Annotated in this window: 21 protein-coding genes and 1 pseudogene; 17 read left to right on the top strand and 5 right to left on the bottom strand. The window is 63.3% G+C overall.

Annotation, left to right across the window (positions count from 1 at the left end; translation table 11 throughout):
- Positions 1 to 177: 177 nt before the first annotated feature.
- The 11 genes from tapV to purF all read left to right on the top strand — a co-directional run bounded on the left by tapV (position 178) and on the right by purF (position 13,043).
- Positions 178 to 3,084, top strand: coding sequence for a FimV/HubP family polar landmark-like protein TapV (gene tapV, locus RP6297_RS09060; RefSeq protein WP_009241002.1), 2,907 nt, complete (start codon positions 178 to 180; stop codon positions 3,082 to 3,084).
- Between the two features lie 83 nt (positions 3,085 to 3,167).
- Complete coding sequence (gene truA / locus RP6297_RS09055) at positions 3,168 to 3,992, top strand: tRNA pseudouridine(38-40) synthase TruA (RefSeq protein ID WP_009241001.1); 825 nt, start codon at positions 3,168 to 3,170, stop codon at positions 3,990 to 3,992.
- A gap of 14 nt (positions 3,993 to 4,006) precedes the next feature.
- Positions 4,007 to 4,708, top strand: a complete 702-nt coding sequence (locus RP6297_RS09050) for a phosphoribosylanthranilate isomerase (RefSeq protein WP_009241000.1) — start codon at positions 4,007 to 4,009, stop codon at positions 4,706 to 4,708.
- 96 nt (positions 4,709 to 4,804) lie between these two features.
- Positions 4,805 to 5,998 (top strand): tryptophan synthase subunit beta, encoded by a 1,194-nt coding sequence (gene trpB / locus RP6297_RS09045; protein WP_009240999.1) that lies wholly within the window; start codon positions 4,805 to 4,807, stop codon positions 5,996 to 5,998.
- Positions 5,999 to 6,014: 16 nt separating this feature from the next.
- Complete coding sequence (locus tag RP6297_RS09040) at positions 6,015 to 6,836, top strand: DNA-methyltransferase (RefSeq protein WP_009240998.1); 822 nt, start codon at positions 6,015 to 6,017, stop codon at positions 6,834 to 6,836.
- A 14-nt stretch (positions 6,837 to 6,850) separates the two neighbouring features.
- Positions 6,851 to 7,648, top strand: a complete 798-nt coding sequence (gene trpA / locus RP6297_RS09035) for a tryptophan synthase subunit alpha (protein WP_009240997.1) — start codon at positions 6,851 to 6,853, stop codon at positions 7,646 to 7,648.
- Positions 7,649 to 7,678: 30 nt separating this feature from the next.
- Positions 7,679 to 8,551 carry an acetyl-CoA carboxylase, carboxyltransferase subunit beta gene (gene accD / locus RP6297_RS09030; RefSeq protein WP_004634411.1) on the top strand — a complete coding sequence of 291 codons (873 nt, stop codon included), beginning with the start codon at positions 7,679 to 7,681 and terminating at the stop codon, positions 8,549 to 8,551.
- Positions 8,552 to 8,644: 93 nt separating this feature from the next.
- On the top strand, positions 8,645 to 9,943 hold the full coding sequence (gene folC, locus RP6297_RS09025; protein ID WP_009240996.1) for a bifunctional tetrahydrofolate synthase/dihydrofolate synthase: 1,299 nt from the start codon (positions 8,645 to 8,647) through the stop codon (positions 9,941 to 9,943).
- Positions 9,944 to 9,957: 14 nt separating this feature from the next.
- Positions 9,958 to 10,821, top strand: a complete 864-nt coding sequence (locus RP6297_RS09020; RefSeq protein ID WP_009240995.1) for an SPOR domain-containing protein — start codon at positions 9,958 to 9,960, stop codon at positions 10,819 to 10,821.
- 90 nt (positions 10,822 to 10,911) lie between these two features.
- A complete protein-coding gene (locus RP6297_RS09015) occupies positions 10,912 to 11,409 on the top strand; it encodes a CvpA family protein (RefSeq protein WP_009240994.1) in 498 nt (165 codons plus the stop codon).
- Positions 11,410 to 11,507: 98 nt separating this feature from the next.
- Positions 11,508 to 13,043, top strand: a complete 1,536-nt coding sequence (gene purF / locus RP6297_RS09010; protein WP_009240993.1) for an amidophosphoribosyltransferase — start codon at positions 11,508 to 11,510, stop codon at positions 13,041 to 13,043.
- Between the two features lie 189 nt (positions 13,044 to 13,232).
- Here the strand turns inward: purF and RP6297_RS09005 are convergent.
- Positions 13,233 to 14,374, bottom strand: a protein-coding gene (locus tag RP6297_RS09005; protein ID WP_198286346.1) for an IS3 family transposase whose coding sequence is annotated in 2 segments (ribosomal slippage) — positions 13,233 to 14,122 and positions 14,122 to 14,374 — 1,143 coding nt in all. Because the reading frame shifts where the segments join, the coding sequence is not laid out codon by codon here.
- An 81-nt stretch (positions 14,375 to 14,455) separates the two neighbouring features.
- Here RP6297_RS09005 and RP6297_RS09000 point away from each other — a divergent pair.
- Positions 14,456 to 15,679, top strand: a pseudogene (locus RP6297_RS09000) (IS3 family transposase); the annotation flags it as partial.
- Here the strand turns inward: RP6297_RS09000 and RP6297_RS08995 are convergent.
- The 4 genes from RP6297_RS08995 to RP6297_RS08980 all read right to left on the bottom strand — a co-directional run bounded on the left by RP6297_RS08995 (position 15,672) and on the right by RP6297_RS08980 (position 18,370).
- Positions 15,672 to 16,493 (bottom strand): ABC transporter permease, encoded by an 822-nt coding sequence (locus RP6297_RS08995; protein ID WP_009240992.1) that lies wholly within the window; start codon positions 16,491 to 16,493, stop codon positions 15,672 to 15,674. The pseudogene RP6297_RS09000 and the gene RP6297_RS08995 sit on opposite strands and share 8 nt — an antisense overlap.
- Positions 16,494 to 16,504: 11 nt before the next feature.
- Complete coding sequence (nodI, locus tag RP6297_RS08990) at positions 16,505 to 17,467, bottom strand: nodulation factor ABC transporter ATP-binding protein NodI (protein WP_009240991.1); 963 nt, start codon at positions 17,465 to 17,467, stop codon at positions 16,505 to 16,507.
- 152 nt (positions 17,468 to 17,619) lie between these two features.
- Entirely contained in the window at positions 17,620 to 17,820 is a 201-nt protein-coding gene (locus tag RP6297_RS08985; protein ID WP_004634401.1) for a glycine zipper 2TM domain-containing protein, read from the bottom strand.
- Positions 17,821 to 17,959: 139 nt separating this feature from the next.
- A complete protein-coding gene (locus tag RP6297_RS08980; RefSeq protein ID WP_009240990.1) occupies positions 17,960 to 18,370 on the bottom strand; it encodes a PRC-barrel domain-containing protein in 411 nt (136 codons plus the stop codon).
- 190 nt (positions 18,371 to 18,560) lie between these two features.
- On the opposite strand from RP6297_RS08980, the gene RP6297_RS08975 reads away from it, so the two are divergent.
- The 5 genes from RP6297_RS08975 (at position 18,561) to RP6297_RS08955 (ending at position 21,272) form a co-directional block, all read left to right on the top strand.
- Positions 18,561 to 19,070 carry a phasin family protein gene (locus RP6297_RS08975; protein ID WP_009240989.1) on the top strand — a complete coding sequence of 170 codons (510 nt, stop codon included), beginning with the start codon at positions 18,561 to 18,563 and terminating at the stop codon, positions 19,068 to 19,070.
- Positions 19,071 to 19,332: 262 nt separating this feature from the next.
- Positions 19,333 to 19,572, top strand: coding sequence for a hypothetical protein (locus RP6297_RS08970; RefSeq protein WP_009240988.1), 240 nt, complete (start codon positions 19,333 to 19,335; stop codon positions 19,570 to 19,572).
- 144 nt (positions 19,573 to 19,716) lie between these two features.
- Positions 19,717 to 20,049, top strand: coding sequence for a hypothetical protein (locus tag RP6297_RS08965; RefSeq protein WP_009277567.1), 333 nt, complete (start codon positions 19,717 to 19,719; stop codon positions 20,047 to 20,049).
- 248 nt (positions 20,050 to 20,297) lie between these two features.
- Positions 20,298 to 20,549 carry a hypothetical protein gene (locus RP6297_RS08960; protein ID WP_009240986.1) on the top strand — a complete coding sequence of 84 codons (252 nt, stop codon included), beginning with the start codon at positions 20,298 to 20,300 and terminating at the stop codon, positions 20,547 to 20,549.
- Positions 20,550 to 20,858: 309 nt separating this feature from the next.
- Positions 20,859 to 21,272 (top strand): GlcG/HbpS family heme-binding protein, encoded by a 414-nt coding sequence (locus RP6297_RS08955; protein ID WP_009240985.1) that lies wholly within the window; start codon positions 20,859 to 20,861, stop codon positions 21,270 to 21,272.
- The last annotated feature ends 36 nt before the right edge of the window (positions 21,273 to 21,308 follow it).

Here is a 21,308-nt window from a genome sequence, read left to right as displayed (position 1 = left end):
CACATGGAGCACGCGCATTCCGGGGGGTACGTCGGGTGCTTCAGAATCTCGCCAATTGTGTCGTTTCATAAAAATTGACGGCGGTTCTTATCCAGCATTTCACGTTTTGGGTGAACTTGCTGCGCTAACTTGTTGATGTTAAGTTCGTTTGCACATTAAAAGATAACGGAGTCGAAGGTGAGGGTGAGCCAATACCGCCGGAGAGAATCGTCCCATCGCAGTCCTCGCTGGTCGGCCGTCGCGTTTGCCGCGGCAAGCCTGCTGCTGATTCAGCCCGCTGCGCAAGCGGCCGGTTTCGGCGCGCTGCATGTGCGTTCCAGCCTCGGCCAGCCGCTGCAGGCCGAAATCGATCTGACCGGCGTGACGCCCGAAGAGGCGCAAAACTTGGTCGCCAAATTGGCTGCGCCGGATGCCTATTCGCGTGCCGGACTGACCTACAACCCGATCGTCTCCTCGCTGCGTGCCTCGCTGGAACGCCAGTCGAACGGCAATTACGTGGTGCGTCTGCGCTCGACCCAGCCCGTCGCAGAGCCGTTCGTTGACGTTCTGGTCGACTTGAACTGGGCAAGCGGCCACGTTTCGCGCGCTTATACGTTCCTGCTGGACCCGGTGGGCTCCAGCAATACCGCACAGAATTTCGCGCCGGCGCCGGTGGTGCAGGCCACGACGCCGGGCGCCGTTGAGTCGGCGCCGGCTGCTTCGGCTGCCCAACCGCAAGCCGCGGCCCCGGCCGCCGCCGCACCGGCTCCGGCACGTCAGCCGCGTGCTGCCCGTCAGGCGGCACGTCCGCAGCAAGCAGCTCCTGCTGCCGCTGCGCCCGATGCTACGCCAGGCGGTTCGTATACGGTGCAGCGTGGCGATAGCCTGTACGACGTGGCATCGACGGCCGCGCAAGGTCAGGACGCCGTGTCGCTCGACCAGATGCTGCTGGCGCTGTATCGCAACAACCCCAACGCTTTCATTGGCGGCAACATCAACCGGCTGCGTACCGGCTCGGTGCTGAAGGTGCCGTCGCAGGCGGAGGCGCAGAAAACGCCGGCGCGCGAAGCCCGCCGCGAAGTCATCGCGCAGACGTCCGGCTTTGCCGGCTACCGCAACCGCCTCGCAACGGCGGCTGAGGCCAACGCAGCGACGGATACCGACTCCGCCCGCCAACAGAGCGGCAGTGTGTCGGCCCGTGTGCAAGATCAAGCCACGCCGGCTGCCAGCGGCCGTGACGAACTGCGTCTCTCCAAGGCCGACCGCGCAGGCAAGGCCGGTGCGGCCGCGGCTCGCGATGAGGAACTCGTCGCCAAGGAGCGTGCGCTCAAGGAAATGGAATCACGCGTTGCACAGTTGCAGAAGAATCTCTCCGACATGCAGCGCCTGGTTGAATTGAAGAACGCTGAACTGGCCAAGGCAGCCAGTGCTGCCAAGCCGGCCGCTGGTGCTGCGCCGTCGACGGCCGCGCCGGCAGTGGCCGCGGCCAATGCGCCGGCACCGGCGGCTGCGTCTGCCCCGGCTCCTGTTGCAGGGGTTCCGGCGGAAACGGCGGCTGCTGCCCCGGCTTCGTCGGCGACGGCTGCTGCGGCGGCTTCCGCACCGGAGGCCGCATCGGCGACTGTGGCTGCAGCCTCGGCTCCGCAAGCAACTGCCAATGCACCGGTGCCTGCTGCGTCGGCTCCGGCTGCCGCGCCGAAGAAGGCGCCGGTGGTTGTGGCCCCGCCTCCCCCGGTTCAAGAAGAATCGTTCCTTTCGTCGCTGCTGGGCAACCCGATGGCCCTGGGTCTGGGCGGCTTGGTGATCGCGCTGCTGGGTGGTCTGGTGGTGTATCGCCGTCGCCAGCAGAAACCTGAGCAGGCACATGGCTTCCAGGACAGCCTGTTGTCACAGGAAAGCACTGTGATGGCGGGCGCCAACTCTCTGTTTGGTGCGGCCGGCGGTCAAAGTGTCGACACCTCGCAGCACAGCGTGTTCGGTGCGGATTTCCGCATTGGCGGCGGCAACGAGAGCAATGAAGTCGACCCGATTGCTGAGGCCGATGTCTACATCGCCTACGGCCGCGACGTGCAAGCCGAAGAAATCCTGCGCGAGGCACTGGAGCAACATCCGGAGCGCCAAGCCATTCGCCTGAAGTTGATGGAAATTTACGCCAATCGTCAGGATGCCCACGGCTTCCAGACCATTGCTGAAGAGATGCTGGCGCAAGTTGGCGCGGCCTCGCCTGAATGGGCAGAGGCTGCCGCAATGGGCCGCAAGTTCGATCCGGCCAACCCGCTGTATCTGACGGTGCAGGGTGATGGACACCATCCCGGTGCCGAAGCGCATGCTGAACCGAGCCACTCAGGTGCCGCAGTCGCAGGTGCGGCTGCGCTGGCAGGTGTGGGTGCCGCGGTGGCCGCCGAGGCCTTCAGCCCAACGGTGACGGGCCAGACCACCCGTCGCGGTGACGACTGGACCACGCTGTCTCCGGATCTGGATCCGTCCGCGCCGTCGACCAAGGCACCGCAACTGGCCGATTTCGATCTGCCGCTGGAGTCGTTCCCGGCGCCGGCGGCAGGCGAGCCGATCACTGCGCCCGAAGAGGCTTCGGACATCTTCAAGGTGCATGCCGAACCTGAAGCGGATCTGCCGCAGTTCAACGCGCACGCTGGCGAGGCTTATCAGCCCGTTGCCGCGCCCCCGCTGCATATGGATCTGTCGGACTTGTCGCTGGATCTGAACCCGACGCCGCCTGCTGCAGAAACGGCTGCTCCTGCAGCCTCGGTTGCCGCAGAGGACAGCCTGCCGAGCTGGGCCCAGCCAACCGACCTGTCGCAGGCCCCGATGCACTTCGAATCCGAGCCGCATCACGCAGAGCACGCTGAAGTCGCCAACGACGAACCGCAATCGGCCATCCGTCTGGACACCAACCTGCCGCACACGCTGTCGGGCGAGCATGGCGCCGATGGTGTACGCGATCTGCAGATCAAGTTCGATCTGGCCAAGGCTTACATCGAGATTGGCGACAAGGAAGGTGCCCGCGAACTGCTGCAGGAAGTGCTGGACCTGGGCGATCCCTCGTTCCACGCCGAGGCGCAAGCCTTGATGCGCCAGATCGGCTGACGCCACGCGTCTTACGCCATCGACAGCGCCGGCAGGGTGGTATCCTGCCGGCGTTTTTCTTTCCGCACGAGGATTCACACGGCATGACGCGCATCGCGCTTGGCATCCAGTACGACGGTGCCGCGTTTTCGGGTTGGCAATCGCAGCCGCACGGCAATACCGTGCAAGACGTGCTGGAGTCGGCGCTGCGGCAATTTGCCGGCGTGGCGCTGCCGACTACGGTGGCCGGCCGCACCGATGCCGGTGTGCATGCGCTGGGCCAGGTGGTGCATCTGGATACCGATCTCGTGCGCGAGCCGTTTTCGTGGGTGCGCGGCACCAACGCCTTTCTACCCCCCACGGTGGCCGTGCGATGGGCGCAGGAGATGCCGGAGGGTTTCCACGCGCGATTCTCCGCGCACCGCCGCACGTATTACTACGCACTGACCTTTGGTCCGACGCGGGCACCGCTGCTCGAAGACAAGGCGGGCTACGTGATGCTTCCGCCAGGCCAATCCCTTGACGTTGAAGCCATGAACGAGGCGGCCCAGGTACTGGTCGGCGAGCACGATTTCTCGTCCTTCCGCGCGGCCGAATGCCAAGCCAAGTCGCCCGTCAAAACGATGTATTCAGTGGAGGTGCGAGGCGAGGGCGAATGGGTGTTCGTGCGCATTCGCGGCAGCGCGTTCCTGCACCACATGGTGCGCAACATCATGGGCTGCCTCGTGGCGATCGGGCGCGGCCGCCAGCCGGTGTCCTGGATGGGCGACGTGCTGGCCGCCCGCAGCCGCGTGGCCGCCGCGCCAACTTTCATGCCCGACGGCCTGTATCTGGCCGAGGTCGGCTATCCTGATGCCTTCTCGTTGCCGGCGTCTCCGGCTTCGTCCAGCCTGTTTCGCGGCGTGTTCGACGAGCACGCCGGCCTGTGAATCCCGCTTCCGCCATGCCGTTGCACCGTACCCGTATCAAGCTGTGTGGCCTGACCCAGCCGGCCGATGTCGATCACGCCGTCGCAATCGGCGCCGATGCGATCGGGCTCGTTTTCTATCCGCCCAGTCCGCGTTACGTCACCATCGAGCGGGCGGCAGAGCTGGCGCATCGCGCCGGTCCGTTCGTCACCGTGACGGGCCTGTTCGTCAACGCCAGTGCCGATGATGTGGCACGCGTGCTCGACCAAGTGCCGCTGACGTTGCTTCAGTTCCACGGTGATGAGCCGGCGGAGCTGTGCGCCGAGATCGCCGGAAAGGTAGGGCTGCCCTGGTTGCGCGCCCTGCGTGTTCAGCCCGGGGCCGATTTGGTAGAATTCGCGGATCGGTTTGCCGCTGCCCAAGGCCTGCTGCTCGACGCATTTGTCGAGGGTTATGGCGGCGGCGGCCATGTTTTCGACTGGACCCTCATTCCTCCGCAATGGCTCCCGCAATCGCCATCCTTGCCAACCACAAGCGCCGCTCCTCGGCTCGTTTTGAGTGGTGGGTTGAGCGCGCAAAACGTCGCTGGCGCGATTGAACGCGTGCGGCCGTACGCTGTTGACGTCAGCAGCGGAATCGAAGCCGCACGGGGCGTGAAAGACCACGCCCGGATGACCGCATTTGTGCGTGCGGTCCGCGAGGCCAATGCTGCCCTGGGCGCATCGGTTCAAGCCTGAGCCGATCTGGCTGGTCTCTCGCGACGCACGCCTTCCTGAATATCTCCGCTGACGGGTCTTCCATCCTGACCTCGGCGGACGCCTCGAGAGACTGCCATGTACAACCTGCCCGACGCCCACGGCCATTTTGGCCCCTACGGCGGCACCTTCGTTGCGGAAACGCTGTCCCACGCGCTGGATGAATTGCGCGACGCCTATGCGCGCTACCAGCACGATCCCGAGTTCATCAAGGAATACGAATACGAGCTGAAGCACTTCGTCGGCCGCCCGTCGCCCATCTATCACGCGCGCCGCCTGACCGAACACTGCGGCGGCGCACAGATTTACCTGAAGCGCGAAGACCTGAACCACACCGGCGCGCACAAGGTGAACAACGTGATCGGCCAGGCGCTGCTGGCGCGCCGCATGGGCAAGCCGCGCGTGATTGCCGAAACCGGCGCCGGCCAGCATGGTGTCGCCACCGCCACGATTGCTGCGCGCTACGGCATGGAATGCGTCGTCTACATGGGCAGCGAAGACGTGCGCCGCCAGGCCGCCAACGTCTACCGCATGAAGCTGCTGGGCGCGACGGTGGTGCCAGTGGAATCGGGATCGCGCACGCTCAAGGACGCGCTGAACGAAGCGATGCGCGACTGGGTAACCAACGTGGCAGACACGTTCTACATCATCGGCACGGTGGCGGGCCCGCACCCGTATCCGATGATGGTGCGTGACTTCCAGGCCGTGATCGGCGAGGAATGCAAGGTGCAGATGCCAGAGATGACCGGGCGCCAGCCGGACGCCGTGATCGCCTGCGTGGGCGGCGGCTCCAACGCCATGGGCATCTTCTACCCGTACATCGACCATGTCGACGTGAAGCTGATCGGCGTGGAAGCAGCGGGCGAGGGCATCGAGACCGGCCGCCACGCCGCGTCGCTCACGGGCGGCTCGCCTGGCGTGCTGCACGGCAACCGCACCTATCTGCTGCAGGATGAAGACGGCCAGATCATCGAGACGCATTCGATCTCGGCCGGGCTCGATTATCCGGGCGTCGGTCCGGAACACGCCTGGTTGAAGGATGTACAGCGCGCGGAATACGTCGGCATTACCGACAAGGAAGCGCTGCAATCCTTCCATGACCTGTGCCGCATGGAGGGCATCATCCCGGCGCTGGAATCGAGCCATGCGCTGGCGTATGCGTGCAAGCTGGCGCCGACGCTGCCCAAAGACAAGATCCTGCTCGTGAACCTGTCGGGCCGCGGCGACAAGGACATGCATACCGTCGCAGAAGTCTCCGGCATCCAACTCTAACGGCACTGGCACACGCATGACCGAGCGCGCCATCGACGGCATCTTCAACGAGGACTGCATTACCGGGGTCGGGCATCTGGCCGACGGTAGCGTCGACCTCGTCATCGCCGATCCGCCGTACGGGCTGGGCAAGGATTACGGCAACGATTCCGACAAACTGTCGGGCGATGCCTACCTCGCCTGGTCCGAACGCTGGATCGATGCGGTGCGGCCCAAGCTGGCGCGCAACGGATCGCTCTACCTGTTCTGCACGTGGCAATACGCGCCGGAACTGTTCGTGATGCTCAAGCAGCGCCTGACCATGGTCAACGAGATCATCTGGGACCGCCGGGTGCCGAGCATGGGCGGCAGCACGCGCAAGTTCTCGTCGGTGCACGACAACATCGGCTTTTTTGCCGCTTCGCGCGATTACTACTTCGATGTCGACGCCGTGCGCATTCCGTACGACGCCGAAACGAAGAAGGCGCGCAGCCGCAAGCGTTTCGAGGGCAAGAAGTGGCTGGAAGTCGGCTACAACCCGAAGGACGTGTGGAGCGTGTCGCGCCTGCACCGGCAAGACCCGGAGCGCGCCGAGCACCCGACGCAAAAGCCGCTGGAACTGGTGGAACGCATGATCCTGGCAAGCTGCCCGCCGGGCGGCCTCGTGCTGGATCCGTTTCTGGGCAGCGGCACCACGGCGGCCGCGTGTGCAAGGCTAGGCCGCCGCTTCGCCGGCTTCGAGATCAACGCCGACTATTGCCGCGTGGCGCGCGAACGGGTGGCTGCTGTGCATGCCGCCGCTGACGCCAACGCGCAACCGACTGAATCGCAGGCGCCTGAGACCATCAAGGTCGCCTGAAACCTGATCCCCCTATGTCCCGCATCGCTCAAACGTTCTCACAATTGTCCGCACAGGGCCGCAAGGGCCTGATTCCGTTCATCACGGCGGGCGACCCGTACCCCGAAATGACGGTCGACCTGATGCACGCGCTGGTCAAGGGCGGCTCCAACGTCATCGAACTGGGCGTGCCGTTTTCCGACCCGATGGCCGATGGCCCGGTGATCCAACGTGCGTCCGAGCGTGCATTGGCCAAGAAGGTCGGTCTGCGTACGGTGCTGGAGTATGTGCGGGCATTTCGCACCACCAATTCGACCACCCCGGTGGTGCTCATGGGTTACGCCAATCCGATTGAGCGCATGGGCGTAGAAGCCTTTGCCAAGGCTGCATCCGAAGCGGGCGTGGACGGCGTGCTCGTGGTCGACTATCCGCCGGAAGAATGCGAGGCCTTTGCCAAGACCATGCGCGCCGCCGGTATCGATCCGATCTTCCTGCTGGCGCCCACGTCCACCGAAGCACGCATCGCGCAGATCGCCCGTGTGGCGAGCGGCTACATCTATTACGTCTCGCTCAAGGGCGTGACTGGCGCGGCCACCATCGACCTGGATGCGGTCGCTGCACGGATCCCGCAAATCCGCCAGCACGCGCGGCTGCCAGTAGGTGTCGGTTTCGGCATCCGTGATGCGGCAACGGCACGTGCGATCAGCGGTGTGGCGGATGCGGTAGTCATCGGATCCCGCATTGTGCAATTGCTTGAAGAAGCACCTCGCGAACAAGCGGTACAATACTTGACTGATTTCATCGCGGAGATTCGCCAGGCGCTCGACGCCTGATCTCGGCGAAACTGCATTCAAGGAGCACGCATGAGCTGGCTAGACAAACTGCTGCCGCCCAAGATCCAACAGACCGACCCGTCGCAGCGCAAGGGCATTCCCGAAGGCCTGTGGGTCAAATGCCCGGCTTGCGAGTCGGTGCTGTATCGGACCGACGTCGAGGCCAACCTGCACGTCTGCCCGAAGTGCGACCACCATATGCGCATCGGCGCCCGTGCCCGCCTGGACGCACTGCTGGACGCCGAAGGCCGCTATGAGCTGGGCCAGGAGATCGTTCCCGTCGACGCCCTGAAGTTCAAGGACACGAAGAAGTATCCCGACCGCATCAAGGCGGCGATGGACGACACGGGTGAAACCGACGCCATGGTCGTGATGGGCGGTGCCATTCACGCGCTGCCGGTCGTTGTGGCCTGCTTCGAGTTCGAATTCATGGGCGGCTCGATGGGCTCCGTGGTGGGCGAGCGCTTCACGCGCGGCGCGCAGATGGCCCTGGAGCAAAAGGTGCCGTTCATCTGCGTGTCGGCCACTGGTGGTGCGCGCATGCAGGAAAGCCTGCTGTCGCTCATGCAGATGGCCAAGACGACGTCGATGATCCAGAAGCTGGCGGAAGCCAAGCTGCCGTTCATCAGCGTGCTGACCGATCCAACCATGGGCGGCGTGTCCGCCAGCTTCGCCTTCATGGGCGACGTGGTGATTGCCGAGCCGAAGGCCCTGATCGGCTTTGCCGGGCCGCGCGTCATCGAGCAGACCGTGCGCGAGAAGCTGCCGGAAGGTTTCCAGCGCGCTGAATTCCTGCTGCAGAAGGGGGCCATCGACATGATCGTCGATCGTCGCAACATGCGCCGCGAGATCGCCGAGCTTCTGGCGCTCCTGCAGAAGCAACCGGCCGACGCACTGGCCTGATGCAGCACACCTGTTGAACCGAAGCGCGGGCGAGAGTCCGCGCTTCTTGTTTTTGCGCGGCCTGTTTTCCTAATGCCGCGCCACCTATTTCGCATGCCTACATTCAACGCGTTGCCCGACTGGCTGACCCACCTGGAAAGCGCTCACCCGGTCGGTATCGACATGGGCTTGGACCGCATCAGTCGCGTACGCGATGCGCTCGGGCTGGAATTCAAGTCAGTCGTCTTCACGGCGGGCGGCACCAATGGCAAGGGCTCGACCTGCGCGATGCTGGAGGCGATCCTGCTGGCGGCCGGCTACAAGGTGGGTTGCCATACCTCGCCGCACCTGATCGACTTCAACGAGCGTGCACGCGTGAATGGCGAGATTGCCACCGACGCGATGCTGCTGCCGCACTTCGAGGCGGTGGAACGCGCGCGCTGCGGCTTTCCCGAGCCCGTCAGCCTGACGTACTTCGAATTCACCACATTGGCGATCATGCATCTGTTCGCCAATGCAGGCCTTGATGCTGTGATCCTGGAGGTCGGCCTCGGCGGCCGGCTGGATGCGGTCAACATCGTCGATACCGATTGCGCCATCATCACCAGCGTCGATCTCGATCACATGGCTTACCTGGGCGATACCCGCGAGGCGATCGGCTTCGAGAAGGCCGGCATCTTCCGCGCTGGCAAGCCGGCGATCTGCTCTGACCCGGTGCCGCCAATCTCGCTGGTGAAGCACGCTGAAGCCATTGGCGCAGATCTCTGGCTGATCGGCCGCGATTTCAACTTCCAGGGCGACAAGCAGCAGTGGGGCTTTAGCGGACGCGGGCGCCGTTGGCCGAGCCTGGGCTATCCCGCATTGCGCGGGGCGAACCAACTGCTGAACGCATCGGCCGCGCTGGCTGCGCTGGAATCGGTGCGCGATCGGTTGCCGATCTCGGCGCAGGACGTGCGTCTGGGCCTGTCGCAGGTGGTACTGCCGGGGCGCTTCCAGGTTCTGCCGGGCCGTCCGTCCGTCATCCTCGACGTCGCACACAACCCGCACGCGTCGGCGGCGCTGGGCCAGAATCTCGAGAACATGGGCTTCTACCGTTACACCTACGCGGTGTTCGGTGCGATGCAGGACAAAGATATCGCCGGTGTGCTCGCGCACATGCTCGACAAGGTCGACCACTGGTGCCTGACCGATTTGCCGACGCCGCGTGCCGCGAGCGCTTCCAGCTTGGCGCAGGCGCTCACCGAAGCCGGTTTCCGGGCAGGCAAGGAATCGAGCATGAGCACATTCAGCGATCCCGCCACAGCCTATCGCAACGCCATGGAGCGGGCGACCGAGGATGATAGAATCGTGGTCTTCGGATCGTTCTACACCGTTGCCGGCGTGCTGGCGGAGCGCAAGAGTCGCGCGCACTAAACCCCGGGGCCCTCATGGGACTGTTTTCCATCTTTTCCTCCCGCAAGAACGCTGAAGGCGAACGCACACGCGGCGCAGCCGGCAGCGCTGCCGATGTGGCTCGCGATGCGGTGCGTGGTTCGCGCGCATCGTCGAATGCTCGCAGCCGCGCCTCCCGTCGAACCGACGATGATGACGACGGCCTTGACCCCGAACTCCCGCAAAAACAACGCGCTCGCCGCCGCCTGATCGGCGCGGTGGTACTGGTTGGCGCTGCCGTGATCGTGCTGCCCCTCGTGTTCGACGCCAAGCCGCGCCCCGTGACCGATGCCGTGGCCGTGCAGATCCAGGATCAGCCGGTCGATCGTGGCGCCAAGGTCTCCACCGATGAGCCGAAGGTCGCCAGCCGGCGTTCTGCGTCGCGTCCTGCGGCTTCGTCGACGGATCAGGCGCAAGCGCTTGACCAGGGCGAAGAGGTGGTTGCCAGCACGGATGCGCCGGCGGCTCAGGATACCCCTGCCGCAGCCAAGCCTGCGACGCCTCCTAAGACGGTCGCGGGCGTGACGCCGCTCGCTGAGTCCAAGCCCGCAACGAAACCCGCCCAATCGGCCGCTCAGCCCGCTCAGCCCGCCCATCAAGCCGCGGCGCCGAGCACCGATGCAAATGGCGGCAAGTTCATCCTGCTGATTGGTGCCTTTGCCTCCGAAGACCGTGCCCGAAATTGGCTGGGCAAGCTCAAGGGCGAGAAGATCCCTGGTTACATCGAACACAAGAAGGTGCCTGAGAAGGGCGATCTGGCCTTGTTGCGCGCGGGGCCGTTCAACGATCGGGCATCTGCGGAAGCGGCGCAGAAGCGCGCCGAACAGATCGGCCTGACGCCTAAACTCGTGCAGCAATAACGATGCGGCCGAACGTGTACCCAGCGCGCTCGTCGGATTTGCTGACGGTTCACGCTGCATTCCGCCACAGTCCATCCAAGCCGCTGTCCGATGCAACCGACTTTTTTTGACTACGGCGTGCTGTTCATCATCGTCACGTCGGCGCTGATTGGGTTGTTTCGCGGGCTGATCCGTGAGGTGCTGGCGCTGCTCGGGTGGCTGTTTGCCGCATGGGTGGCGTACACGTTTTCCGGTGTGGCGGCGGGCTGGATGCCGGAAACGCTGCCTGGCGGCCCGGTCGCACGCACCATTCTCGGTTTCGTCCTACTGTTTATCGTGACGGTGATTGCGACTTCGCTGGTGGGGGCACTGCTTTCGGCGGCGCTGGCGAGCGCGGGGCTCAAGCCAGCGGATCGCGGTCTGGGTATGGTGTTCGGGTTGGCGCGCGGAGGCGTGATCATCCTCGTGTTGATGACCGTGGCCGGCTTTACCAGCCTGCCGGAGCAACCGTTCTGGCGCGATGCGATCACGCGGCCCTATGCGGAGCAGGCAGCACAAGCTGCCAAGCCGTTGTTGCCACCGGATGTCGCAAAGTATGTTCACTATTGATCTGGAGCGTCTGGCCACAAGCTAGGCAATTCGGGAAGCTTCCTCGGCGCCCGCAACGGGTGTGGGCGCCACCAAATACGTTCTCGCTGGAGTTCGACATGTGCGGTATCGTTGGGGTGGTCTCCGCCACGCCCGTCAATCAGCTGATCTATGACAGCCTGTTGCTTCTGCAACACCGGGGGCAGGACGCGGCGGGCATCGCCACCGCATCAGGCAGCACGTTCCACATGCACAAGGCCAACGGCATGGTGCGTGACGTGTTCCGCACGCGCAATATGCGCGGCCTGCCGGGTACGAGCGGCATCGGCCAAGTGCGTTATCCGACCGCGGGTTCTTCCAGTGAGGAAGAGGCTCAACCGTTCTATGTCAATGCGCCCTTTGGCATCGTGCTGGCACACAACGGCAACCTGACGAACTCCGATCAGCTTCGCGAAGAGATGTTCCGACGCGATCGCCGTCACATCAACACGCAGTCCGACTCCGAAGTGCTGCTGAACGTGCTGGCCGACGAGCTGCAACGTGCCAGCAACGATATTCCGCTGAATCGCGATTCGATCTTCACGGCGGTGGAAGGCCTGCACCGCCGCGTGCGCGGTTCATACGCTATTGCTGCCGAGATCTCGGGCTACGGCGTGCTGGCCGTGCGTGATCCGTTCGGCATCCGCCCGCTCGCGCTGGGCAGCCAGGAAACGCCGGATGGCGGCATCGAATACATGGTTGCCTCGGAATCGGTGGCGCTGGAAGGCATCGGCTTCAAGTTCGAGCGCGATGTGGCGCCCGGCGAAGCCATCTTCATCGACCTTGAAGGCAACCTGCACACCAAGCAATGCGCTGCCAACCCGGTACTTTCGCCCTGCATTTTCGAGTACGTGTACCTCGCCCGTCCGGACTCCCGCATGGATGGTGTGTCGGTGTACGACGCGCGACTGCGCATGGGCGACTACCTGGCCGAGAAGATCAAGCGTGAAGTGACCGACAGGATCGACGTGGTGATGCCGATTCCGGATTCGTCCCGCCCGGCTGCCATGCAGGTGGCCAACCACCTGGGCGTGCCGTACCGCGAAGGTTTCTTCAAGAATCGCTACGTGGGCCGCACCTTCATCATGCCGGGTCAGGCGGTACGCAAGAAATCCGTGCGCCAGAAGCTCAACGCCATGGCCATCGAGTTCAAGGACAAGAACGTGCTGATCGTCGATGACTCCATCGTGCGCGGCACGACGTCGTCGGAGATCGTGCAGATGGCGCGCGATGCCGGTGCCAAGAAGGTGATCTTCGCATCGGCCGCGCCGCCGGTGAAGTTCCCCAACGTGTACGGTATCGACATGCCGACGCGCGGCGAACTGGTGGCCTATGGTCGCACGCACGAAGAGATTGCCAAGATCATCGGCGCCGACCAGCTCGTGTACCAGGACGTGGAAGACATGAAGCGTGCCGTGCGCGACGTCAATCCGGCACTGAAGGATTTCGATGCGTCATGCTTTGACGGCAAGTACGTGACGGGCGACATTGACGAGGCGTACCTGGATCGCCTGGAGGCCGCGCGCAACAATTCCGCCAAAGCCGATCGTGAAAACGCGCAGAACGATGATCCGCGCACGCAACTGCATCTGCAGCGCTCCGCCGTGAACGAGTGATCTCGCACGCAGCAAAAGAAAAGCCCGTCATCGTGACGGGCTTTTTTGTTGGGCGTGACCCGTCCTGAATAAGGTTGACACTTTTTCCCCGACAGGGAGTGAGCGTCAAGATGGAAGGGCAGAAGAAGCGAACGCAGAGGGACTACACGCTGGCTTTTAAGTTGGCAGTGGTTTGACCCTACACCGGAATTAGTACCGTCCAGAAGTGGAGATTTCCGGCGTCGTTGATTCGTCCGCCGAGGTGTTTTTCCTTGCCTGACGGGCGAATTCGGCGGGTGTCGCCCACTGCAGTGCGGAGTGGGGACGGCTCTCGTTGTAGTACCTCCGCCAGTCGGCGATTTTGCTCCGAGCATCGTCCAAGGACAAGAACCAATGCTCGTTCAGGCATTCCTGCCGGAACCGCCCGTTGAAGCTTTCCACCTTGGCATTGTCGGTCGGCGTGCCTGGCCGGCTGAAGTCGAGTTCCACGCCGTGCTCGTATGCCCACCGGTCCATCGCCTTCGAGATGAATTCGCTGCCGTTGTCCACCTTGATGGTCTGAGGCGCGCCGCGCTCGGCAACCACTGCGTCAAGCACTCGCACAACGTCTTCCCCCTTCAGGCTTTGGCCGACTTCGATGGCCAAGCTTTCTCTGGTGTAGTTGTCCACCACGGTCAACGCGCGCAGGCGCCGACCATCAAACAAGGCATCGGATACAAAGTCCATGCTCCAGATTTCGTTGATAGCCGTGACGATGCTCTTGGGCTGGCGTAGCCGCGCCGACTTGTTGCGCTTGGGACGCTTATGCCGCAGCGACAGACCTTCGGCCCGGTACAAGCGATAAACACGTTTGTGATTGTCTTTCCAGCCTTCCCGCTGCAGCATCACGTGCACCCGGCGATAGCCGTAGTGCACGCGTGTGGCCGCTATCTCTTTGATGCGTGCAAGCAATGCCGACGAGTCCCGAGCAACCGACCGATACCCATACAGCGAGCGTGACATGTGGAACAACGCGCAAGCCTTAGTCAGGCTCACACGATAGCGGTCACGCAACTCGTCAATCAGCGTGCGCTTGCGGGAAGGCTTCAGAGCTTTTTTGAGAGCACGTCCTGCAGCATGGCCTTATCCAGGCTCAGGTCCGCCACCAGCCGCTTGAGCTTCGCATTCTCCTCCTCGAGCTGCCGCATCCGGCGCAGCTCCGAAGGGCCGACGCCCCCGTACCTCTTCTTCCAGTTGTAGAACGTCGCTTCGCTGATGCCCAGCTTGCGGCACACCTCCTCGACCTTCGTACCCAGTTCCGCTTGCTTGAGCGCGAACGCTATCTGCGCCTCAGTGAACTTGCTCGTCTTCATGGCATGTCTTCCATTTCAAATCGTGAAAATCATGCCGGATTCTCTACTTCTCAGCGGTACTGTTTCTTGGTGTAGGGTCAGGTTGAGCAGGTGGAAAAAGGCGAGCTGACCTACAAAGGGGCGCAGCGACGCTATGGCATTCAGGGTCGTTCGACGGTGCTGGTATGGTTGCGCAAGCACGGACGACAGGACTGGAGCGCCTCAGCGGAGGCCAAAACCACGATGGAAAATCAAAGCAGCCAGCGCAAGTCGCTCACGCCAGAGCAGCGCATCAAGGAATTGGAAGTGCAGTTGCGGGAGGCCCAAGAGAAGGCACGCCTGTTCGAGGCGGTGATCGACGTGATCCAGAAAGAGCATGGGGCGCGCGTCGTAAAAAAGCCTTCGGGCAGGTCCTCACGCAAAAGCTCGTCCAAGGGCTGAGTGTGGGCAGGGCCTGCCGCTACATTGGCATCAGCCGCCAGGCGTACTACAAACGCCAGCAAAGCGAGACACGGCAAAGCGCGCGTGAGGCCAAGGTCTGTGCGTTGGTCAACCACTTACGGCTGCGCCAGCCGCGCTTGGGTACGCGCAAGCTCCAGCACGTGCTGCGCACGCCCCTGGCCGAGGCAGGCATCCAGGTTGGCCGGGATCGCCTGTTCGATATCCTGCGTGCAGCCCGGCTGCTGGTCGTGCCGCAGCGGGCGTATCACAAGACCACACACAGTCATCATCGCTTCCGGCGCCATCCCAATCTGCTCAAGGACGGCCCGAACCAGGTCATCCCCACCGGGCCGGAGCAGGTCTGGGTGGCCGACATTACCTATCTGCCGACCGCCCAGCGCTGTGCGTACCTGAGTCTGGTGACTGACGCCTACTCGCGCAAGATCGTGGGCTACCGCGTGCATGACAGCCTGCATGCCGAGTCGGTCGCCCAGGCGTTGAAGATGGCGCTGAAGACGCGCCATACGCGACAGCCTCTGGTTCATCACTCGGATCGGGGCATCCAATACTGTTCAGCCGAGTACCAGCGCATCCATCAGCGGCACGGCATCACGTGCTCCATGACCGACGGCTACGACTGCTACCAGAATGCCCTGGCCGAACGGGTCAACGGCATCCTCAAAGGGGAGTTGCTGCTCAAGCGCCCCGCCGACCTAGAGCAGGCCGCACGCATGGTGGCGCAGGCCGTGCATATCTACAACCACGAACGGCCTCATCTGGCCTTGAAATACAAAACGCCCGATGCGGTGCATCGGGCGCTCGCTGACTGAGCACTGTGTCAACCTATGGCAGGACTTGACAGCGTTGCTATCGCGCCTTACTTGAGCATGCGACGACGCAGCAGCCAGAGACACAGCAGCAGGGCGCCGACGGCGTACAGGAGCAGCACGCCAAGGTGTAGCGGGATGTTGTCGGGCGTGCGGCCCAGCATCAGCGGGCGGATCAGGTCCACCGCGTGAGGCAGTGGCAGTACGCTCGTCGCCGCGCGCACAGGCGCTGGCAATTGCGACAGCGGGAAGAACACGCCCGAGAGCAGCATCATCGGCGTGATCACCAGCGTCTGGTAGAACATGAAGAAGTCGTAGTTGGGCGCAAGCGCCGTCATGTTCATCGCCAGGCAGGCAAAGGTGAAGCCGGTCAGCACGATGACGGGCAGGGCAAGCAGCGCCTGCGGCATCGATGCATAGCCGAGCGCGCCCGCGACGAGCATGATGGCCAGGCCGGAGAGCACCGACTTGCTGGCCGCCCAGAACAGCTCGCCGAGGACCACGTCGCCCAGGCTCAGAGGCGCGTACAGAATCGCCTCCCACGTACGTTGCACATGCATGCGCGAAAACGCGGAATACATCGCCTCGAAGCTGGCTGACATCATCGTGCTGGACGCCACGGTGCCGGCCGCCAGGAATGCGATATACGACACGCCGTCAACGCGCCCGACCAGCAGGCCCAGGCCGAGCCCCAGCCCGAACAGGTAGATCATCGGGTCGGCCAGGTTGCCGGCCATCGACGGAATGGCCAGCTTGCGCCACACCATGAAGTTGCGCAGCCAGACGTACTGCCAGTTGCGGAAGTTGAGCGGCAGCAGCGGCTGCGGAAAGGCCTGTTTTTGCGTGGGAGTGAGTGCGGTTTCAGTGGGCATGTGCGGTTCTCTCAGTCACGCATTTCGCGGCCGGTCAGGCGCAGGAACACATCTTCGAGATTGGCCGGGCGATGCAGATAGCGCAGGCCGGGCATGGTGTGGGTTTCTGCCTGCGTGCGCAGTGCGGCTACCAGCGGCTGCGGATCGCGTGCGTAGCAGAAGAGCGTCTCCCCACTGATTTCCACGCGGTCGGCCAGCGGTGTGAGCAGCGTGCGAAGGGCGTTGAGATCGTCGCCGTAGACTTCAACCACGTCGCAGCCAATTTCGCGTGCGATGAGTTCCTGCGGCTTGCCTTGAGCGATCTTGCGACCGTTGTCGATCACGCAGAGTTCATCGCACAGGCGCTCGGCTTCTTCCATGAAATGCGTGGTCAGCAAGATGGTTTTGCCGGCGGCGAGCAACGAGCGCAGGCGCTCCCAGATCAGGTGCCGCGCTTGCGGGTCGAGGCCTGTGGTGGGCTCGTCCATGACGAGGATGTCGGGATCGTTGATCAGCGCGCGCGCGACTGTCAGCCGCCGCTTCATTCCGCCTGAGAGCGCGCGCACGGGTGCATCGGCTTTCTGTTCGAGCCGCGCAAATTCCAGCAGGGTGGGAATGCGCTCGCGAATGGTCGCTGCCGACAGGCCAAAGTAGCGCCCGAAGATGCGCAGGTTTTCCGAGACGGAGAAATCGGGGTCCAGATTGTCGAACTGCGGCACCACGCCCACGCGCATGCGTGCACGGTGCGCGGCTTCGGGGACGGGCTCGTCGCACAGTCGCAGGCTGCCCGCATCGGGCATCGTCATGCCGAGCAGCATGCGCAGCGTGGTGGTCTTGCCGGCGCCGTTGGGGCCCAGCAGGCCGAAGCACTGGCCGCGCCGAACGTGGAAACTGAGGTTGTCGACGACAGTCTGGTCACCGTAACGTTTGCGCAGGCCTTCGACGCTCAGGATCGGTGTGCTGCTCACGCCAAAACCCTCTTGCTCGTATCGCACATTGCCTCCGTTGCAAAACGCCGATTATGCGCCGGCATTCGCATAGGCGTATGAGGGGAATGTGCGATGGCATGGCGCCGCTCTCAGCCAACAAAAAGGGCCAGGCGTCATCGCCTGACCCGTGCCTGCAGCGCACATGCGGCGCGCGGGATTTATTTCGTCACTGCGTTACCGACCACACCACCCAGTGCGGCCCCGCCCAGCGTAGCGCCCGGACCACCCCAGATGGCCGCCCCGGCGACACCACCTGCGGCTGCGCCCAACGCGGTATTGCGCTGCTTTGGCGTCATGTCCGCGCATCCGCTGACGGATGCCAGTGCGGCCGCCAGAATCAAGGATACGAAGGCACGCATAACCAACTCCTTTTGTCGTTTGTGTCCCTCTATTGAAGGTCTTGCGCGCCGTTATGTGCAGGTGACGTTGCCTGAAAGGCGTGTCAGCCAATTCCCACAGTTCCGGCGCCGCTTCCGGCAGCAAAGTTCCCGCCGATCATCAGGCCTTGGCGGGCTTCTGCTGGCGCTCGTATTTGAACTCCGGCAGCGCCTTGATGGCATCCTTGGTGGCGCCAGGCAGCACGATCTTGCCCTGGTCGTATTTGAACTGGTTCACAGGGATGGCGACGTCGTGGCGCCCCACGCCAACAAAGCCGCCCGCTCCGACGATCGCAAACGAGACGGCGTTCTCCGGCGTCACGATCAGGTCCTGCACACTGCCGACCTTCTCGTTGGCTTCGTTATAGATGGTCTTGCCCAGCACTTGTTTCTTCACACTCACGCCCTTGATGACCGCGTCCAGTTCGGTCACGGATACACCGAGTGCAGCGTGGCCCGCGACTTGCGAGAAAGCCTGCGGCGCGGCAGCAATGGAAGCGGTGGCGATCAGGGCAGCAGCGAGACGTTTCATCGTGACTCCATGGTCTGGTGAAAGATGCGCTCGACTCTACCGTGCACATGGCCGCCGGCGCAGGCGAGTGCGTCCGATATGCCTGTAGGACAAACGGGTGATGTCACGGAAATCGGTTCCGCACGCAACTACACTGAAACGCTCGGCACATTGTGGCCGTAATCATCGACCTCACCAGGGAGCAACCGACATGATGACTTTGGAGCAACTCGGCGTTCTGCAGCGATCACAACTCGAAATCTGGATGGCTGTCACTGACGAAGCGGTGAGCGGTGTCAATCGCCTGATCGGGCTCAATCTGCAGGCCATCAAGGCGGGGCTCGGCGAGACGGAGCACTGCCTGCACGAAGCCGTTGGCGCGCAAGACGCGGGCGAATGGTGGAACGCTCAAGCGCGCTATCTGCAACCCGCTGGGGAACGCGTCTCAGGCTACACGCGCAACTTTGTTGAAATTGGTGTGGAGACGCAAAACGGAATCGCTCGTGCGTTGCAGCGCCATGGTGACGAAGTCCGCCGCCAATGGGGTTTCGTTGCGGAAAATTTTGTGGACGCCGCGCCTCCTGGAGCCGAGGCGGCGGTGAATTTCTTCAAAGCATCTGTCGGCCTGGAAGTGGCAGCGGCCGAGGCGGCTGAAGAGGCCGGCGCGAGCCGAATCCTCATGCCAAGTGACGTGGGCGCCCTGGACACCACGACACGCTGAAGCTCCTCTGTCCGGGTGAGATGCGTCGGCGTGTGCCGACAGTCATTTCGGTACAGTCCTACAAAACGGTACGGGCGGAGATCGACATTCCGCCCGTGCGCGTCTCTCTACACTTCCTACATGCCTATCAACCATGTAGGAGGTCGTCATGTCCTATCTCGTTGCGTGGCTCTTGGGTGTTCCCGCGCTTGTGTTGCTGGTGATCTGGCTGTTCGTGCATTAACGCGCAGCTTCGCTTACCCCCATACAACCCGGAGGACACATGACTTTCCGAGACGACTGCAAAATCGAGGTATCTGCCTATGAACTCTCGCCGCAAGTGTGGCGCGCCGAAGTGAGCATCCTTCGCGTCAGCAACGGTGAGACCCTGTTAGCCCGTACAACCGTGCGCGAATCGGCGAACACGTATCGGAGCGCCGCCAGCGCCCTGGAAGCCGCGCGAGCGTATGCCGAAGCGATGATCGCCTCCGGTGAGTTCGACTGCAGCCCCGCGCTGAACTGACGGGGGAGCGTCGTGTGCGGTGTGGCGTTACGTTCTGTTACTAATTCGCCAGCGCCGTATCACCTGTGTCAGCGGCCCTGAATACAATACAAATACCGTATTCAGCGCCGGCTACGGATTTGTCCGGCGCTCTCGCTGCAGGTGATGAACATGATTCGACGCAATGTGCTGTGGATTGCAAGTGCAGCCGCACTGGCAGTGCTGGCCGTGCCGCAGATGGCGTCGGCGCACGTGAGCGTCGGCATCGGGTTTGGGGTGCCCGTGGCTCCGGTGTATGTGGCACCCGCGCCGGTGTATTACCCACCGCCGCCGGTTTATTACGCGCCGCCGCCACCTCCGGTGTACTACGCCCCGGCGCCCGTGTATTACGGTCCGCCCGCTTATGGCCCGGCACCGGTTGTGGTTGGCGCTGGCTGGTACCGTTGGGGACCGCGCTATCGCTGGTATGACGGCCGTCACTGGGGCCACTGGCGGTAAGCGGCATGCCTGCCAAGAGAAAGGCTCCTTCGGGAGCTTTTTTCTTTGGCGGTACGTCTACGCCGTGGCACGGCATCTGCGTCTGTCTGGATGACGGGTACGCGTGCAACCAGCCCCGTGACAAAGCACCGCGGTGCAGAACTGGTGGCTCGCTTGCCTGGTCGCTATGACGTCCGCGTGAACAACGTGGACACGTGTGCCGCAGCGGTGCACGTCATATTCGCAGTGTCATGACCGAAGGAGCCCTCATGCAAATCACCACGCAACGCTTTCCAACGCGCACCCTGGTTGCAGCCGCAAGCGGCTTGACGCTGGCGCTAAGCGCGGCGGTCGCGCACGCCGGCTCGATCGATCCGTATCAGCCCGCCCACAAGGTGAGCCGCGCCGATCCCTATACCGACGGTGCCAAGGTAAGCCGCACAGACCCCTATACCGACGGCGCCAAGATGGGGCGTGCCGATCCATATACGGACGGCGCCTGCTCGGACCGTCAACCGTAAAGGGTCGGCGGCAGAATCGCTGCCGCATCGCAACATCAAGCCCGGGCGATACCCGGGCTTTTTCTTTGCGCATCTTTCTGGCGCACGCCGCGGGTTAAGGTTGGCTGCGCTGGGGCGCAGCAAACGCAGGCGTACCACGCAGGCGGAACGATACTCAACGATACTGAAAAGCAGGAATGTATCGGCTCTTTTGCGTCTTTAGTGCAGGATCATGCGGTGGGAGCGATCGTTACCGATGGCATACTTTTGCCTGATACGGGCTTTACGCAGACTTTGCGCCTTTGCACTACAACCACCAAGGAGAACGCCATGAAAACGAAACCGTGCCTGTGCCAGGACGATGTCACCAAGATCCTTGACGCTGCCGAGAAAGAAGCGCGCGCGCACCAATGGAACGTGACGATTGCCGTGGTGGACGACGGCGGGCATCTGATGGGCCTGCGCCGCATGGACGGCTGCGCCACCATCTCGGCGTACATCGCCCCGGAAAAGGCGCGTACGGCAGCGCTCGGTCGTCGCGAGTCGAAAATCTACGAAGACATCATCAACAATGGTCGCATCTCGTTCCTGTCGGCGCCGCATCTGCAGGGCATGCTCGAGGGTGGTGTGCCGGTGATGGTGGAAGGCGCGTGTGCCGGTGCAGTGGGCGTGTCAGGCGTGAAGTCGACCGAGGATGTCGTGATCGCCAAGGCGGGCATTGCCGCGCTGCACGTGATTTGCTGATCTGCAGTCACGCAAGACTAACCAACAAAGGGAAGG

The sequence above is a fragment of the Ralstonia pickettii genome, from assembly GCF_016466415.2.
GTDB classification, from domain to species: Bacteria; Pseudomonadota; Gammaproteobacteria; order Burkholderiales; family Burkholderiaceae; genus Ralstonia; species Ralstonia pickettii.
The sequence above is the reverse complement of the archived record's forward strand: the minus strand, read 5'-3'. Positions and strand labels throughout refer to the sequence as shown.

Bases quoted from the DNA above. Each gene is read 5' to 3' on its own strand.
- RP6297_RS08985 (WP_004634401.1), bottom strand. From the start codon at position 17,820: ATGCGTGCCTTCGTATCCTTGATTCTGGCGGCCGCACTGGCATCCGTC.
- RP6297_RS09020 (WP_009240995.1), top strand. From the start codon at position 9,958: ATGGGACTGTTTTCCATCTTTTCCTCCCGCAAGAACGCTGAAGGCGAA.
- accD (WP_004634411.1), top strand. From the start codon at position 7,679: ATGAGCTGGCTAGACAAACTGCTGCCGCCCAAGATCCAACAGACCGAC.
- RP6297_RS09040 (WP_009240998.1), top strand. From the start codon at position 6,015: ATGACCGAGCGCGCCATCGACGGCATCTTCAACGAGGACTGCATTACC.
- RP6297_RS08975 (WP_009240989.1), top strand. From the start codon at position 18,561: ATGATGACTTTGGAGCAACTCGGCGTTCTGCAGCGATCACAACTCGAA.
- RP6297_RS08955 (WP_009240985.1), top strand. From the start codon at position 20,859: ATGAAAACGAAACCGTGCCTGTGCCAGGACGATGTCACCAAGATCCTT.
- RP6297_RS09015 (WP_009240994.1), top strand. From the start codon at position 10,912: ATGCAACCGACTTTTTTTGACTACGGCGTGCTGTTCATCATCGTCACG.
- RP6297_RS08965 (WP_009277567.1), top strand. From the start codon at position 19,717: ATGAACATGATTCGACGCAATGTGCTGTGGATTGCAAGTGCAGCCGCA.
- purF (WP_009240993.1), top strand. From the start codon at position 11,508: ATGTGCGGTATCGTTGGGGTGGTCTCCGCCACGCCCGTCAATCAGCTG.
- trpB (WP_009240999.1), top strand. From the start codon at position 4,805: ATGTACAACCTGCCCGACGCCCACGGCCATTTTGGCCCCTACGGCGGC.
- RP6297_RS09050 (WP_009241000.1), top strand. From the start codon at position 4,007: ATGCCGTTGCACCGTACCCGTATCAAGCTGTGTGGCCTGACCCAGCCG.
- RP6297_RS08970 (WP_009240988.1), top strand. From the start codon at position 19,333: ATGACTTTCCGAGACGACTGCAAAATCGAGGTATCTGCCTATGAACTC.
- trpA (WP_009240997.1), top strand. From the start codon at position 6,851: ATGTCCCGCATCGCTCAAACGTTCTCACAATTGTCCGCACAGGGCCGC.
- RP6297_RS08995 (WP_009240992.1), bottom strand. From the start codon at position 16,493: ATGCCCACTGAAACCGCACTCACTCCCACGCAAAAACAGGCCTTTCCG.
- folC (WP_009240996.1), top strand. From the start codon at position 8,645: ATGCCTACATTCAACGCGTTGCCCGACTGGCTGACCCACCTGGAAAGC.
- RP6297_RS08980 (WP_009240990.1), bottom strand. From the start codon at position 18,370: ATGAAACGTCTCGCTGCTGCCCTGATCGCCACCGCTTCCATTGCTGCC.
- RP6297_RS08960 (WP_009240986.1), top strand. From the start codon at position 20,298: ATGCAAATCACCACGCAACGCTTTCCAACGCGCACCCTGGTTGCAGCC.
- truA (WP_009241001.1), top strand. From the start codon at position 3,168: ATGACGCGCATCGCGCTTGGCATCCAGTACGACGGTGCCGCGTTTTCG.